We start from the raw sequence: 15715 nt of genomic DNA, 5'->3' as shown, positions 1-15715 counted from the left end.
TTCACGATGAACGGGCGATCGTAAAGAGCCGGACGTCTCGTCCGGCTCCTTTGCATTTGTGGGAGGCCTCAAACGTCCAGATAGGACGAAATGAAGGCGGCGATATCGTCCTGCTGGCCGCTCGTTTCTGCCGTATTCTCGGCCGTGGACTGCACGTCCTGCGGCGCAACGCTGTCTTCCCCGACGGCGCGGAAGGCGGACGGCGAGGCGCCCGGTCCGCGCGGCAGGGCGTCGATCTGCGACTGGCTCATGGCGGCGAGCTGGCCGGGCGTGAAGGCATTGGCCTGCTCCGACGTCAGGCCGGCAAGCGCCGCCGTGCTCAGGGCCGAGATGGCGTTGGATCCCAGCGCGATGATGTTGTCGACGGGGAAGGCTGCAAGGGGTGCCGGGCCGAGAGCTGCCGCCTGCGTGGCGGTCAGCGCGCCGGCCTGCTCCGTCGAGAGGATGGCGACCTGGCTGGTATTCATGGCGCCCATCTGGCCGTAGGTGAGGGCGGCGATCTGCTCCTTGCGCAACGCTGCCACGCTTTCCGTCGAGAGCGCGCCGATGACGGCCGTCGTCAGGCCCCGGATCGCCGACGAACTCATCGACGCCAGTTCTTCCGTGGAGATGGTTTCCATATGCGCGGGCGTCAGGCCGGCCGTGCCCGGCGAGCTGAGGGCTGCGATCTGTGCTGCCGACAACGCCTCGACCTGTTGCGTCGAGAGCGCGGCGACCTGTGCACTGCTGAGACCGGAAATGGCGCCTGTGCTCAAGGCGGCGATTTCGGCGGTTTCCAGCGTTGCCAGGTAGGATGCCGGAAGGCCCTTGATGGCGGCCGATCCGATGGCGGCGAGCTTGTCCGTCGACAACGTGTCGAGAGCCGCACTCGAAAGGCCGCCGAGCGCTGCGGAACCAAGCGCCGCGATCTGGCTGGCGGACAGGGCTTCGGCTTGCTCGAAGGTCAGGCCTGCGGCCTGCGGACCGGTGAGTCCGGCAAGGCCGGCGGGGCTGATGGCGGCAAGCTGGCCGGGCGTAAGTGCTGCAATGTCGGCCGCGCCAAGCGCTGCGATCTGTTTGGAACCGAGGGCTGCAATCTGCTGGCTGGAAAGCCCGTTGATCTGGGTCGAGCCGAGTGCGGCGATCTGGCTTGTGGACAGGCCGCCGATGCCCGCAGGGCTGATGGCTGAAATCTGTTCGGGCGAAAAACCGGCAATGATGGCCGCCGCCAGGCCCGCAATGGCCGCCGAACCGATGGCGGCGATTTCCGCCGTGGTGAACAAGGCGATGTCGGCGGCATCGAGGACGGCCACCTGCTTGGAGGAGAGCGCACCGATCTGTGTGGCGGTCAGGGCCTCGATCTGTTCCTCTGTCAATGCATTGATCTGCGCGCTCGACAGTCCGGAAATGCCGGCCGTGCTGAGGGCGGCGATCTGCGCGGTGGTAAGCGTTGCCAGCATCGCGGTCGACAGGCCGAGAATGGCCCGCGAGCCGAGGGCGGCGATATCAGCCGTTGAGAAAAGCGAGAGATCGTCCGCGCTGAAGGCCGCAATCTGCTGCGAGGTCAGCGCGCCGACCTGCGTCGGCGTCAGCGCTTCCGCCTGCCCGGTCGAGAGCGCGCCGATCTGCGCGGTGCTGAGCGCGGCGACGGCTGCCGTGCTGAGGGCTGCGATCTGGGCCGGCGAGAGCGCGGCGATGCCGGCCGTGCCGAAGGCCGCGATCTGTGTGGAGCCGAGCGCGGCAAGCTGGAGATTGGTCAAAGCTTCAAATTGGCTGGCATTGAGCGAAGCAACCTGCGCGGCGGTAAGGCCGGCCGCATTGAGGGCGGCGATTTGGCCTGCCGGAAGGGCCGCGATGACGGCAGTTGGCAGACCGGAGACGGCCCACGAGCCGATGGCGGCGATCTCGCCCGTTGTGAAGGTGCCTATGTTTTCCGCGCTGAAGGCGGATATCTGGGCGGAGCCAAGGGCCGCGATCTGTGCGCTGGTGAGCGCCTCCGCCTGCGCACTGGACAGGCCGGCGATCTGTGCCGTGGTGAGGCCGGGAATGGCACCGGCGCTCAGCGCGGAAATCTGCGCGGACGAGAAGCCCGCGAGGTTCTGCGGCGTCAGTGCAGCGATCTGCCGGGAGCCGAGGGCGCCGATCTGCGCCGTGGTCAGGGCCTCGAGCTGCGCGGGGCTGAGGGCTCCGATCTGAGCGCTGGTCATTCCCGAAAGCCCGGCGGGGCCGAGGGCAGCGATCTGGCCCGTGGAGAGCGATGCCAGCATGCCCGTCGACAGGCCGGCCATGGCGGTGGAGCTGATGGCCGCCATGTCGGCCAGCGAGAAAGTGTCGAGCTGTTCGGCACTCAGCGCCGCGATCTGGCGGGACGTGAAGGCGGCGATCTGCGTCGGCGCCAGCGCTTCCGCCTGGGCCGTGGAGAGCGCGGCGACCTGTTCGGTCGACAAGCCGGCGATGGCGGCGGTGCCGAGGGCGGCGATCTGTGCGGGCGTCAGCGACGCAATATATTCCGGTCCGAGCGAGGCAATCTGGCGTGCGTCGAGGATCCGCACCTGGTCGGGCCGCAGCGCATCCAGCTGCGCGCTCGTCAAGGCCGCGATCTGGCGCGGTTGCAGCCCGCTGATCGCCGCCGTGCTCAGCGCCGCGATATGGGCCGTCGAGAGGGAGGCTATGGTGTCGCTCGAAAGCCCGCCAACCGCCGTTGCGCCGATCGCGGCGATCTCGCGCGTCGTGAAGGTGTCAATCTTGTCCGTCGTGAAGGCGGCAAGCTGCGTTGACGACAGGCTGCCGATCTGTGTGGTCGAAAGCGCCTCGGCCTGTGCCAGGCTCAGCGCCGATATCTGCCTTGTCGTCAGGCCGCTGATGCCAGCCGTGCTGAGGCCCGCGATCTGCGCCGTCGAGAGCGCGCCGAGCGCCTCGGTGGAGAGGCCGGCCATCGCGCCTGCGCTGATCGCGCCCATTTCTTGGACGGAGAAGGTGGCGATGTCGTCAGGGCCGAGAGAGGCGATCTGCGCGGAGCTCATTGCTGCGATCTGGGTGCGGGTCAACGCCTGTACCTGCCCACTGCTCAAGGCATCGATCTGGCGTGTGCTGAGCGCGCCGACGGCTGCCGGGCTGAGCGCGGCGATCTGCGCGGTCGAAAGCGAGGCGAGGGTCGCGGTGGTCAGGCCGGCAACAGCGCCTGCCGTGATCATCGAGATGTCCTTCGTGGAGAAGGCGGCGATGCTGTCGGTGCCGAACTGCGCGATCTGTTCTGAGCTCAGCGTTCCCACCTGCGCGCTCGTCAGGGCCTCTGCCTGGGCGGTGTTCAGCACGGCGAGCTGCTGTGTCGTGAAGCCGGAGATGCTGCCGGCATTGAGACCGGTAATCTGCGCCGTGGTGAGCGCTGCGATCTTGGCGGTGCTGAAGGCCGGGATCTGCGTCGAGGTCAGGCCCGCCATCTGCTTGGCGGTGAGCGCCGCGATCTGCCCGGCACCGAGCGCATTGATCTGGGCTGACGTCAGGCCGGAAATGCCGCCCGCGCTGATGGCGGCGATCTGCGCCGTCGTCAGGGCAGCCAGGTTGTCGCCACCCAGCGCCGCGACCTGGCTTGAAGACAGCGCACCGATCTGCGCTGCCGTCAGTGCGGCCAACTGGCCCGAATGCATGGCGGAAATCTGGTCGGTCGCCAGACCGGCGATGGCGGCGGCGCTCAGGCTGGCGATCTGGGCGGGCGTGAGGGCCGAAACGTTGCTGCCAAGCGCTCCCAGCTGCGCGGAGGTCAGCGCCTTGACCTGGCCGGAGGACAGCAGGCCGATCTGCTGGGATGTCAGCGCCTCCACCTGGACGCTGGTGAGGCTCGCGACGGCACTGGTAGTGAGCGCAGCGAGCTGCGCCGAGGACAGGCCCGCCAGGAGATCCGTGCCGAGCCCCTTGAGGGCGCTGCCGCTGATCGCCGTCACCTGCGCTGCCGTCAGGGCCTGGAGGTCCTCGATCTGGAGTGCTGCGATCTGCGTGGAGGTAAGCCCCCCGATCTGCGTGGTCGTGAGCGCCGCGATCTGGGCCGTCGACAGGGCTTCGACCTGCTCGGCGGTGAGGCCGGAAAGCGCGGCGCGGCTGAGCGCGGCGGTCTGCGGCGTGGTAAGGCCGGCAAGCGCGCCGGGTGTCAGGCCCGAGATGGCCTTGTTACTGATCGCCGCGATATCGGCGGTCGAGAACGTCGCGAGTTCCGCGGAGCCGAGTGCGGCAAGTTGCGCGGAGCTCAGCACGCGGACCTGAACCGGCGTCAGCGCCTCGACCTGCGCGGTCGTCATGGCCTCGATCTGTTCGGGCTTGAGGCTGGCGATGATGCCCGTGCCCAGAACCGCGACCTGCGCGGGCGTGAGCCCGGCAAAGAAGCCTTCGCTGGCGCCGCTGATCTGTGCGGGAAGCAGGGCGGCGATCTGAGCGGTGGTGAGGGCGGCGAGCTGGCTGGATGTCAGTTCGGCAAAGGCGGTGCTGGTGAGACCGGGCACGGCCTTGGCGTTGATCGCCGCGATATCCTCGGTTGAGAAGGTTGCGATGCCTGCCGAGCCGAGCGCGGTGAGCTGCTTGGCATTCAGGGCGCGCACCTGGGTCGGCGTGAGCGCCTCGACCTGGCTGGTACTGAGGGCTGCGATCTGCTGTGTCGACAATCCGGCGATGACGCCCGAACTGAGCGCGGCGATCTGGTCCGTCGAAAGGGCAGCGAGCGCCGATGTGGAGAGGCCGGCGATCGCCTTCCCGCTGATGGCGCCGAACTGTGCGGGCGACAGTTCCAGCAGCGCGCTGGACGAAAGGGCGGAGATCTGCCCGGCGTTCAGACCCGCAATCTGCCCGGTGGAGAGCGCCAGCAGCTGTTCGCTTGTGACGCCACGCATCTGTGTCGTGGTCAGGCTGGCGAGGGCTGCCGTGCTGAGCGCGGCGAGGTGACCGTCTGGCAGGCCGGCGATCGCAGCGCTGCTGATCCCACTGATCGCCTTGTTCGTGATCGCGGCCATGTCCTCGGCAGAGAAGGTCGATAGCGCTTCGGCACTCAGCGCAGCGAGCTGCTGCGCGGTCATGAAACGGATTTGTGCCGGCGAAAGGACCTCAACATCGAGCGAAGCGACCTGGGCGGGTTTGAGCGCAGCAATCTGCGCACCTGTCATGGCTGCAATCTGGGTGCCGTCGAGGGCTTCGAGCGCTTCCGCACTCAGGCTGCCGATGGCGTTTGTCGGAATGGCTGCGATCTTGGCAGGGGAAAACTCCGCGACGGCTTCGGGCGAAAGCGCGCCGATCTGGGTCGGCGTCATCGCCTTCACTTGGGCGGGCGTGAGAGCGGCGGCCTGTTCAGGCGAGAACGCTGCGATCTGCTGGGCGGTGAGGCCGGCAATGGCCTTCGGGCTGAGGGCTGCTACCTGGGCCGGCGTCAGACCTTCAATAGCATCGGTGCTGAGACCGCCGATGGCGTTGCCAGCGATGGCCGCGATATCCTCCAGCGAGAAGGCGGCGATCGAAAGACTGTCGAACGCGGCGATCTGGCTGGATGCGAAGAGCTTGATCTGGCCCGGCGTGAACGCCGCCACCTGGTCAGTATCGAGTTCGGCGATCTGCGCCGCAGTCAGTCCCTTGACGCCTGCCGGGCTTATGGCGGTGATCTGAGCGGGCGTGAACCAGCGCAGACCATCTGCGCCGAGGGCAGTGATCTGTTTTGCGTCGAGCGCGCTGACTTGGCTCGCACTCAGTGACTCGACCAGCGTTGCGACCTCGCCGGCGAGCCCCGCAATTGCGGTCGTGCTGATACCCTTGATTGCCTGGTTCGACAGAGCGGCAATGCTTTCGCTCGACAGCGCAGTAAGGCTATCGGCGGAGAAGGCGCCGAGGTGGATTGCGGTCAGCGCGCGGGCCTGAGCGGGTGTGAATTCGCCAATCTGCTGAGGCGTCAGCGCTGCGGCCTGAGCGGCCGTCATGCCTGCAATGGTTTTCGGGTCCAGGGCCGCAATCTGCTCGCCGTCCAGCGCGGCGATCATGTCAGGGCTCAAGCCGCTGATCGACTTGGCCGAGATCGCCGCCATGTCGGCGGCGGAGAAGGTGACGATGCCGGCCGGGCCGATGGCGGCAAGCTGCTGTGCAGTGAGCGCCCGGACCTGTGTCGTCGTGAAGGCCTCGATCTGGTCGGTGTCCAGAAGCTTGATCTGTGCGGTTGTCAGGCCGCCGATCGCGCCGTTGTTGAACGCGGCAATCTGTTCGGCGGAGAACGCCTGGATAGCATCCGGGCCGAGTGCTGCGATCTGAGTGGGCTTCAGAAGGGCGACCTGCTCGATGGAAAGCGCCTCGATCTGCTCCGCAGTGAGCGCCGCGGCCTGCGCGGATGTGAGCCCGGCCAGCGAAAGCGGCGCAAGCGATGCGATCTGGTCGGTGGAGAGCGCGGTGATTGCGGCGGGGCTGAGCCCCTGAACCGACTTATAGCTGATTGCCGCCATGTCCTCGGTGGAGAAGGTCGCGACTTCCTCGGGACCAAGCGCGGCGAGCTGCGCGGCGCTCAGCATGTTGATCTGGCCGGGCGTCAGGGCCTCGGCCTGGTCGCTCGTCAATGCGCCGAGCTGGGCTGTCGACAGCGCGCCGACCTGACCGGTCGTCAGACTTTCGATAGCAAATTTTTCGAGGACGCCGATATGTTCCAGCGACAGGCCGAGAATAGCGCCGCGGGAGATCGCGCTGATACGCGCTCCCAATACGCCGATGTCTTCCGCTTCCAGGGCGGCGACTTGCGCGGACGAGAGGGCGCCCAACTGGCCTGTGGAAAGCGAGGCCACGTCTTCCGTCGTCCACTCCCGGATCACCTCCGGCTTCAGCTGCCGGATCTGGTTGATGGTGAGCGATGAAACGACCGACGTCATGAGCAAAACCCTGAAAATAATAGCGAAAAGAACGTGCGATTCCACAACTAGGCAGGCTTTTCCATACGCGGATGAGCTTGCCTGAGCCTGTCTTTTTGCCTTCAGACCGCCTGTGCGGCCCATTGTCTTTCCTGAGAATCCGGCGCTTTTGCCCGATCACCTAAGGCCGGCCGGTGCCGCCTTCTGCTCGTTCGCGCATGGGCGCTGTGCAGGCGTGGATGACATCGGCAATCTGTCGGAGCTGGCGGGCAAGCGGTGTCGCGTTGCGCCAGATCATGCCGATGGTGCGTGATGGCGAAGGAGCGGGGAAGCGGGCAATGGAAACCTGTGCCGACCGTGTTTCGACCGGAACGGCCATTTCGGGGATCAGGGTGATGCCGATGCCTGCCCCCACCATCTGGACCAGCGTGGAAAGAGAGCTGCCTTCCATGACTTCACGCGGGCGTGCGGAACCGATCCGGCAGAAGGAAAGCGCCTGCTCGCGAAAGCAATGGCCTTCCTCCAGTAGCAGCAGCCGCATTTCCCGCAGCGCATCCCGCTCGGGCACCGGTTTTCCCGCGTCCTCCTGCCGCCGGACGAGCACGAAATCCTCGTCGAAAAGCTTGAACTCCGTCAGCGAGGGCTCCGAAACCGGCAGCGCGACGATGGCCATGTCCAGCTCGCCCTGCGCCAGTTCCTGTATGAGCCGAGCGGTCTGGGTTTCGCGGACATCGATCTGAATGCCCTCGAAGCTGCGGTTGAGTTCATTGATGACGACCGGCAGCAGATAGGGCGCCACCGTCGGGATGATGCCGATCCGCAGACGCGCGAGGAACGGCGTGCGTGCGGCCCGGGCAAGCTCGCCCAGTTCGTCCACGGCGCGCAGGATGTCCCGTACGCGGTGGGCGAAGATTTCGCCGAAGGCCGTCAGTTTCGCATCGCGGGCTGTCCGCTCGAAAAGCTCGTTGCCGAGCTGATCCTCCAGCTCCCGGATCTGCATGGAGAGAGCGGGCTGGGAAATCGCGCATGCATCGGCGGCAAGGCGAAACCGGCCGTGTCGGGTCAGCGCCTCGAAATATCGCAGCTGTTTCAGGGTCAGGTTTGCCATAAGAATATCTTATCGGGATAATCAGTAAATCCAACTTAAATTTATCATATCCGTCCGCTATGAAGGAGGCTACGAAGGCGCGGCTGTCTATTTGCCGTCCGGCAAGGCGTCCCAGGTCGCTTTGTGCTTTCATTCGACCACTGGGTAATGACGAACAGGAGACCAAAATGGACCAGAAAACCGACACCGCGGGCAAGTGTCCCGTCGCGCATTCCGTCACGAAGGGTCGCTCGAACCGCGACTGGTGGCCGGACCAGCTCGATGTCCAGGTGCTGCACGCGCATTCCAACCTGTCCGACCCGATGGGCGAAAACTTCGACTATGCCGAGGAATTCAAGAAGCTCGATCTGGACGCCCTGAAGCAGGACCTGCACGCGCTGATGACGGATTCGCAGGACTGGTGGCCGGCGGACTTCGGTCACTACGGTGGCCTCTTCATCCGTATGGCCTGGCACTCTGCCGGCACCTACCGCATCACCGACGGTCGCGGTGGCGCAGGCATGGGGCAGCAGCGCTTTGCGCCGCTCAACTCGTGGCCCGATAACGTCAACCTCGACAAGGCCCGCCGCCTGCTCTGGCCGATCAAGCAGAAGTACGGCAACAAGGTCTCGTGGGCCGACCTGCTCATCCTGACCGGCAACGTCGCGCTTGAATCCATGGGCTTCAAGACCTTTGGTTTCGCCGGCGGTCGTGCCGACGTCTGGGAGCCGGAAGAGCTTTACTGGGGTCCGGAAGGCACATGGCTCGGCGACGAGCGCTACAGCGGCGAGCGTGAACTGGCAGAACCACTCGGCGCCGTTCAGATGGGCCTCATCTACGTCAACCCGGAAGGTCCGAACGGTAACCCGGACCCACTCGCATCGGCGCGCGATATCCGTGACACCTTCGCCCGCATGGCCATGAACGACGAAGAGACCGTCGCGCTCATTGCCGGCGGCCACACCTTCGGCAAGACCCACGGTGCAGGCGACGCATCCTTCGTTGGCATCGACCCGGAAGGCGGCGAGCTGGAGGCCCAGGGCCTCGGCTGGAAGAGCACCTTCAATTCCGGTGTCGGCACGGATGCGATTGGCAGCGGTCTCGAAGTCACCTGGACCTCGACGCCGACCAAGTGGAGTAACAATTTCTTCTGGAACCTGTTCGGCTACGACTGGGAACTGGAAAAGAGCCCGGCCGGCGCGCATCAGTGGGTCGCCAAGGGCGCCGGTGCCACGATCCCGGACGCGTTCGATCCGAACAAGAAGCACCTGCCGCGCATGCTTACCTCGGACCTCGCGCTGCGCTTCGATCCGGAATACGAGAAGATCTCCCGCCGCTTCCTGGAGAACCCTGACCAGTTCGCCGATGCCTTTGCGCGCGCCTGGTTCAAGCTCACCCACCGTGACATGGGCCCCAAGGCCCGCTATCTCGGTTCGGAAGTGCCGGCTGAAGACCTGATCTGGCAGGATGTCATCCCTGCGATCGATCATCCGCTGGTCGACGAAAGGGACATCGCGGATCTCAAGGCGAAGGTTCTGGCTTCGGGTCTTTCGGTGCAGGAACTGGTGTCCACCGCTTGGGCTTCGGCCTCGACCTTCCGCGGTTCCGACAAGCGCGGCGGCGCTAATGGCGCACGCATCCGCCTGGCTCCGCAGAAGGATTGGGAAGTCAACCAGCCGGAGCAGCTCGCTCGCGTGCTCGGCGTTCTCGAAGGCATCCAGGCGGACTTCAATGCAGCCCAGACGGGCGGCAAGAAGATCTCGCTTGCCGACCTCATCGTGCTTGCCGGTGGCGCCGGTGTGGAAAAGGCGGCGAAGGAGGGCGGCCAGGACGTAACCGTGCCGTTTACGCCCGGCCGCATGGATGCGTCTGCCGAACAGACCGATGCTGCCTCCTTCGCTGCGCTGGAACCACGTGCCGATGGCTTCCGCAACTATGTGAACGCGAACCGCAAGCAGTTCCTCAAGGCGGAAGAGGCCCTCATCGACCGCGCGCAGCTCCTGAAGCTGACCGCACCGGAACTGACGGTGCTGCTCGGTGGCCTTCGTGTGCTGAAGACAGGCACGCCCGAGCACGGCGTATTCACGCACCGCCCGGAAACCCTGACGAACGACTTCTTCGTCAACCTGCTCGACATGGGCACGGTCTGGGCGCCGCTTGCGGGCCGGAACGGCGTCTATGAAGGCCGCGACCGCAAGACGAACGAGGTGAAGTGGACCGGCACGCGCGTCGACCTGATCTTCGGTTCGCACGCCCAGCTGCGTGCGCTCGCTGAAGTCTATGGCTCGTCCGACGCCCGTGAGAAGTTCGTACGCGACTTCGTCGCCGTCTGGAACAAGGTCATGAACGCCGACCGATTCGATCTCGCCTGATCGAGCGATCGTCGCATCGAAAACGCCGCGGACAACCTCCGCGGCGTTTTTGTTTGGAAGGCGGACGGGCCGATGCCGGCCATGTCCGGCCGCGCACGGCGCTCTCCATTCTGCTCGATAGACGTTCTCTATCAAGCCATACGAACCGTCCCCTTGATCATTCCTGACAGATCACAAATATCGGGGTCATGGACACACCCTTTATCGGTAAGAAATCCTCCGCGGCGGGTGGCTGGGGAGCGCTGAAGAGTTGCGGCAAACGTCTACTGGAGAGCGGTATGCCGCTCTCCGGGGCACGCACGTTGCTGAAGGCAAACCAGCCGGATGGCTTCGATTGCCCTGGCTGTGCCTGGGGCGATCCAGCCCATGGCTCGTCATTCGAGTTTTGCGAGAATGGCGTGAAGGCCGTTGCTTGGGAATCGACGGAGAAGAGGGCGACGCCGGCCTTCTTCGCCGCCAACACCGTTTCCGAACTTCGCAAGCTGAGTGACTACGAGCTGGAGCGAAACGGGCGTCTGACGCATCCCATGCGCTACGATGCAGCGAGTGACAGATACCTGCCGGTGGCCTGGGACGAGGCTTTCGCGGAGATCGGCGGTATCCTCAAGGGGCTCGACAGCCCGGATCGCGCCGAGTTCTACACATCCGGCCGCGCCAGCAACGAGGCGGCCTATCTCTATCAGCTTTTCGTGCGCATCTACGGTACCAACAACTTCCCTGACTGCTCGAACATGTGCCATGAGGCGAGTGGCGTCGCCCTCAAGCAGGCAATCGGCGTTGGTAAGGGGACCGTCCTGCTGGAGGATTTTGAGGCCGCGGACGCGATTTTCGTGATCGGCCAGAACCCCGGCACCAATCATCCCCGCATGTTAGGCGACTTACGTCGTGCGGCCATGCGTGGCGCGCGCATCGTCGTCTTCAATCCCATCCGCGAGCGCGGGCTCGAGCGCTTCTCCGATCCGCAGGACAAAATCGAGATGTTGCGGGGCGGCGCGACGGATATCGCCAGCCACTATTTCCAGCCGCAGCTCGGCGGCGACATGGCCGCGGTTCGCGGCATGGCGAAGGTCGTGCTGGCGGCCGAGGATGCGGCGGTTGCCACCGGTCGTCCGTCTGTTCTCGACCACGCTTTCCTTGCCGAACACTGCGCCGATTTTGCCGCCTACCGTGCCGCCGTCGATGCGACGGAATGGGCCGAGATCGAGGATCAGTCTGGCCTGACGCGCGCCGAGATCGAACGGGCGGCCGAGGTCTACATGAAGGCCGACCGGGTGATCTGCACCTGGGCGATGGGTATCACGCAGCACATCCATTCCGTCGCGACGATCCGCGAGATTTCCAACTTCATGTTCCTGCGCGGCAATATCGGCAGGCCTGGTGCCGGCCTCTGCCCGGTGCGCGGCCATTCCAATGTGCAGGGCGACCGTACCGTCGGCATCAACGAGAAGCCGCCGGAGGCTTTCCTTGATGCGCTGGAGGCGCATTTCGGTTTTACGGTGCCGCGAAAGGAAGGGCACAATGTGCTGTCTGCCATCGGAGCCATGCTGGATGGATCGGCGCAGGCGTTTATCGGCCTCGGCGGCAATTTCGCGCGTGCGACACCCGACAGCGCCCTTGTCGAGAAGGCGTTGAGTGGCCTCAAGCTCACGGTGAACATTGCCACCAAACCCAACCACTCGCACCTGATGCCGGGTGAGGTATCCTACATCCTGCCATGCCTTGGCCGCACGGAAATGGATCTGAATGCCGCAGGCCAGTCGCAACTGATCAGCGTCGAGGACTCCATGAGCATGGTGCATGGCTCGGCGGGCATCAACCGTCCGGCCTCGCCGCACCTGCTATCGGAAGTCGCGATCATCGCCGGCATCGCGGCTGCGACCGTCGGCAATGGCGTCATCGATTGGCTGGCTCTCGCAGACGATTACGACCGAATCCGCGACCACATCGAGGCGACCATTCCGGGGTTCGAGGACTACAACACGCGTCTGCGCAAACCGCGCGGTTTTCACCTGCGCAACACGGCGGCTCACCGGGAGTGGAGCACGCCTGCCGGCAAGGCGACGTTTTTCGCCGGCCCGCTGCCGTCGGAGACGGTGCACCAGCGCGCCAAGCGCGGCGGCGGCCGCTATGCCCTGCAGACCTTCCGCTCGCACGACCAATACAACACCACGGTCTATGGCCTCGATGATCGATATCGCGGCGTCTATGGTGAGCGTCAGGTGATCTTCATTCACCCGGAGGACCTGAAGGCCATGGGCGCGGCAGCCGGCGAACGCGTGGATGTGGTCGGTGACCATGACGACGGTATTGAGCGTGTCGCCACCGATTTCCGCTTCGTGCCCTATGATATTCCGCGCGGCAGCATCGCCGGATACTACCCGGAACTGAACGTACTCGTTCCACTTGCCAGCGCCGGCGAGGAGAGCGATACGCCTACTTCCAAGTCGATCATGGTCACGTTCCGCAAGCGCGCCGCGTGAGGGCCGCGGCACCTGACGCGGACGCTTACCTTGCGGCAGTCGGGCAGTTGCAGGAGAGAGATAACGGCCTGACGGCGCTCGAGGCCGGTCTTCTCGTTGCCGCGCACGCCAATATTGCAAGGGACAGCCGCACGTTCGCGCGGCTGCTCGACATTGAGCATGCGTTGGTGCTGCGCGCGGTAAACGGTCTCGCACAACGCGGCGGATTGCTACATATCGAAAAGAAGGACGGTCGCACGATGCGTACGCATTTTTCGCTCAGCGAAGCAGCTAAGTGTCTTCTCGCGGCGGCCGGGCCCTGAAAAAAAAGAGCCCCGCACGAAGCGGGGCAGCAAGCGCCACGGTTTGGCTCCCGGTGACGCGGGGAAGCTCGCGAGAACGCGAGTAACTCCCACTACGGTTTTGATCATCGGCAAGGAAGGTCTGATCTGGCGAATCGGGTACGGTTGCGCAAATAAACCTGCTCGAAAAACGGTATTGCGGAGCGAGCGACGCCACAATCAGCCCGCGCCGGGAAAATTTCGCCCCTTTCAGCACGTTTTGAAAGCGAACTGCTGTTACGGTCTAATCGCCAATCCCCGACACGGGGCCGTTATCAACCATCACCAAAGCCTATGACGTGATCTTATTGTTTCATGAGGTCTGCGTCGCTTCGCCCTTGACACTGGAAGCTTTGCGCTGACAGATTTCGTTGTCAGACATCTTACATAACAATGGGGATCAAGGCTGACCCATCATAGGAGGACCATATGAAAACGCTCTTCATGCGATTTGCCGTTGGCGCTGCTTTCATGGCGGCTGCGGTATCGGCACAAGCCGGTGAAACGCTCGACCGCGTTATGGAAAAGAAGGCGATGGTTGTCGCCACCAACAGCGGCTGGCCGCCCCAGAGCTACCTTGACGACAATAACGAGATGGTCGGCTTCGACATCGACGTGTCGCGCGAAATTGCCAAGCGCCTCGGTGTCGAGGTGAGTTTCGATACGCCAGACTGGCAGACATTGACGGGTGGCCGCTGGCAGGGCCGCTATGACCTTGGCGTCGGCTCGGTCACCCCCACCAAGGCACGCGCGCAAGTCATCGACTTTGTCGGAATCTATTACTACAGCCCCTATGTCTATGTCGTGCACAAGGACAGCGACGCCAAGTCCGTGACTGATCTCAACGGAAAGGTCATCGGCGTCGAGACTGCGACGACCTCTGAAGACTTCATCAATCGCCGCCTGGAAATCGATGCGCCGGGCCTTCCGCCGGTGGAATACAAGCTCGAACCGGGCGAGATCCGCACCTTTGCCGATTCCATGCTGCCGTTCGATGATCTGCGTCTGGGCGCCGGCGTTCGCCTCGATGCCGTCATCGCGCCGGAACAGACCGCAATGAACGCCATCAAGAACGGTTATCCGGTCAAAATACTCGAAGGGGAATATGCTTTCCGCGAACCGCTCGTGGTCATTGCGGAGAAGGTCGATCCGGAATGGACCGCAAAGGTTGGCGGGATCATCGAGGAGATGAAGAAGGATGGGACGCTGGGCCAGCTGACCACCAAGTGGTACGGCAAGGACTACAGCGCCGACTGAGGCAAGGCCGGCGCGGGCGTCCTTCGCCCGCGCCCTTTAATTCCAGGGGGAGCATGCCGATGTCCTATCCGGACACCTATTACAAGAGAACCATGGCGGACGGTGCGACGCGGCCAGTCCTTTCGGGCATTGTGGAGTGCGACGCGGTCATCATCGGCGGGGGGCTGGCCGGCCTGTCGACCGCCCTGCAGCTTGCCCGCGCCGGCAAGCGCGTTACGGTGCTGGAGGCAGAAAGCGTCGGCTTCGGCGCGTCGGGTCGCAATGGCGGCTTCGTCAGTGCCGGCTATGCGACAGACGGTGACGATATCGCCCGGATCGCGGGCAAGGATACGGCGCACAAGCTCCACCTGCTGTCCATCGAAGGCGTGGATTTCGTTCGCGACAACATCAGGGCGCTCGGTATCGACGATGCCAAACCCGTGCCGGGTCTCATGAGCGTGCTGCGCTACGATGATCCCGCCAGTCTCAAGGCCTATGCCGAGCGTAGCCGCCGCGACTACGGCTATGAACTCGACTATATGGACCGCGACGCCGTGCGGGCGGTCCTGAAGTCGGATCGCTATTTTCAGGCGCTACGCAATCCGAACGCCTTTCACATCCATCCGCTGAACTACCTGCGCGGGATCGCACGCGAAATCGAGCGCCTCGGCGGACTGATCTTCGAACAGTCCCCGGCAACGGCGACGGAGCTTTCCAAGCCCCAAAAGCGGGTCAAAACCGCAGGCGGCGAGGTGCGGGCGCCGCACGTTGTCTTCACGACGGGCGGCTATACGGGCGGGCTCAACGGCAGGCTGAAACGCTCCTTCCTGCCGATCGCGACTTACGTCATGGTCAGCGAAGAGGCGCCGGAGCTGATCGCCTCGGCCATCGCCACGCGCGACGCTATCGGCGACAACCGCAGGGCAGGGGATTACTACCGCGTCATCGATGATGGACGACGGCTGCTCTGGGGCGGTCGTATCACCACCCACGCGGCCTCGACGGCGGGTCTTGTCAAGGAACTGCGCGCCGAGATGGTCGGCACCTATCCGCAGCTTGCCGGCCTTAAAACGGAACTCGCCTGGTCGGGCCTCATGTCTTACGCCCGCCATCTGATGCCCCAGATCGGGCGCATGAGCCCGGGCGTCTGGTATTGCACCGCGTTCGGCGGTCACGGTCTCAACACCACGGCGATCGGCGGCAAGGTCATTGCCGAAGGGATCCTCGGTGAAAGTGATCGCTACCGGCTCTACGAGCCTTTCGGCCTCGTCTGGGCCGGCGGTATGGCCGGGCTTGCGGTGGCGCAACTTACTTACTGGAAGCTTCAGGCGCAGGACTGGTGGCGCGAGCGCTCAGCCTGAATGTCTGAAACGGGAAAGGGCGA

At 64.5% G+C, this 15715-nt stretch carries 7 protein-coding genes; 5 read left to right on the top strand and 2 right to left on the bottom strand.

Features of this window, described 5'->3' with window-relative positions; translation table 11 throughout:
* Positions 1 to 68: 68 nt before the first annotated feature.
* Together MKI86_RS12935 and MKI86_RS12930 are read right to left on the bottom strand one after the other, a co-directional pair.
* The gene (locus tag MKI86_RS12935; RefSeq protein WP_241601323.1) at positions 69 to 6857 is read right to left on the bottom strand and encodes a beta strand repeat-containing protein; all 6789 of its coding nucleotides are present in this window, start codon (positions 6855 to 6857) and stop codon (positions 69 to 71) included.
* Positions 6858 to 7017: 160 nt separating this feature from the next.
* Positions 7018 to 7944 carry a hydrogen peroxide-inducible genes activator gene (locus tag MKI86_RS12930; RefSeq protein WP_241601322.1) on the bottom strand — a complete coding sequence of 309 codons (927 nt, stop codon included), beginning with the start codon at positions 7942 to 7944 and terminating at the stop codon, positions 7018 to 7020.
* A gap of 167 nt (positions 7945 to 8111) precedes the next feature.
* Here MKI86_RS12930 and katG point away from each other — a divergent pair, with 167 nt between their 5' ends.
* The 5 genes from katG to MKI86_RS12905 all read left to right on the top strand — a co-directional run bounded on the left by katG (position 8112) and on the right by MKI86_RS12905 (position 15692).
* The gene (gene katG, locus MKI86_RS12925; RefSeq protein WP_241601321.1) at positions 8112 to 10295 is read left to right on the top strand and encodes a catalase/peroxidase HPI; all 2184 of its coding nucleotides are present in this window, start codon (positions 8112 to 8114) and stop codon (positions 10293 to 10295) included.
* A gap of 188 nt (positions 10296 to 10483) precedes the next feature.
* The gene (locus tag MKI86_RS12920; RefSeq protein ID WP_241601320.1) at positions 10484 to 12775 is read left to right on the top strand and encodes an FdhF/YdeP family oxidoreductase; all 2292 of its coding nucleotides are present in this window, start codon (positions 10484 to 10486) and stop codon (positions 12773 to 12775) included.
* Positions 12772 to 13077 (top strand): hypothetical protein, encoded by a 306-nt coding sequence (locus MKI86_RS12915; RefSeq protein WP_241601319.1) that lies wholly within the window; start codon positions 12772 to 12774, stop codon positions 13075 to 13077. Before MKI86_RS12920 ends, MKI86_RS12915 begins: the two co-directional genes overlap by 4 nt.
* 447 nt (positions 13078 to 13524) lie before the next feature.
* Positions 13525 to 14352, top strand: a complete 828-nt coding sequence (locus tag MKI86_RS12910) for a transporter substrate-binding domain-containing protein (RefSeq protein ID WP_241601318.1) — start codon at positions 13525 to 13527, stop codon at positions 14350 to 14352.
* Between the two features lie 59 nt (positions 14353 to 14411).
* Entirely contained in the window at positions 14412 to 15692 is a 1281-nt protein-coding gene (locus MKI86_RS12905; RefSeq protein WP_241601317.1) for an NAD(P)/FAD-dependent oxidoreductase, read from the top strand.
* Positions 15693 to 15715: the final 23 nt, after the last annotated feature.

It is taken from the genome of Shinella sedimenti, assembly GCF_022601905.1.
Lineage (GTDB): Bacteria > Pseudomonadota > Alphaproteobacteria > Rhizobiales > Rhizobiaceae > Shinella > Shinella sedimenti.
The sequence above is the reverse complement of the archived record's forward strand: the minus strand, read 5'-3'. Positions and strand labels throughout refer to the sequence as shown.

What these genes read in the sequence shown, in the direction of transcription:
- MKI86_RS12935 (WP_241601323.1), bottom strand. Translation starts at nt 6,857, where the DNA reads ATGACGTCGGTCGTTTCATCGCTCACCATCAACCAGATCCGGCAGCTG.
- MKI86_RS12930 (WP_241601322.1), bottom strand. Translation starts at nt 7,944, where the DNA reads ATGGCAAACCTGACCCTGAAACAGCTGCGATATTTCGAGGCGCTGACC.
- katG (WP_241601321.1), top strand. Translation starts at nt 8,112, where the DNA reads ATGGACCAGAAAACCGACACCGCGGGCAAGTGTCCCGTCGCGCATTCC.
- MKI86_RS12920 (WP_241601320.1), top strand. Translation starts at nt 10,484, where the DNA reads ATGGACACACCCTTTATCGGTAAGAAATCCTCCGCGGCGGGTGGCTGG.
- MKI86_RS12910 (WP_241601318.1), top strand. Translation starts at nt 13,525, where the DNA reads ATGAAAACGCTCTTCATGCGATTTGCCGTTGGCGCTGCTTTCATGGCG.
- MKI86_RS12905 (WP_241601317.1), top strand. Translation starts at nt 14,412, where the DNA reads ATGTCCTATCCGGACACCTATTACAAGAGAACCATGGCGGACGGTGCG.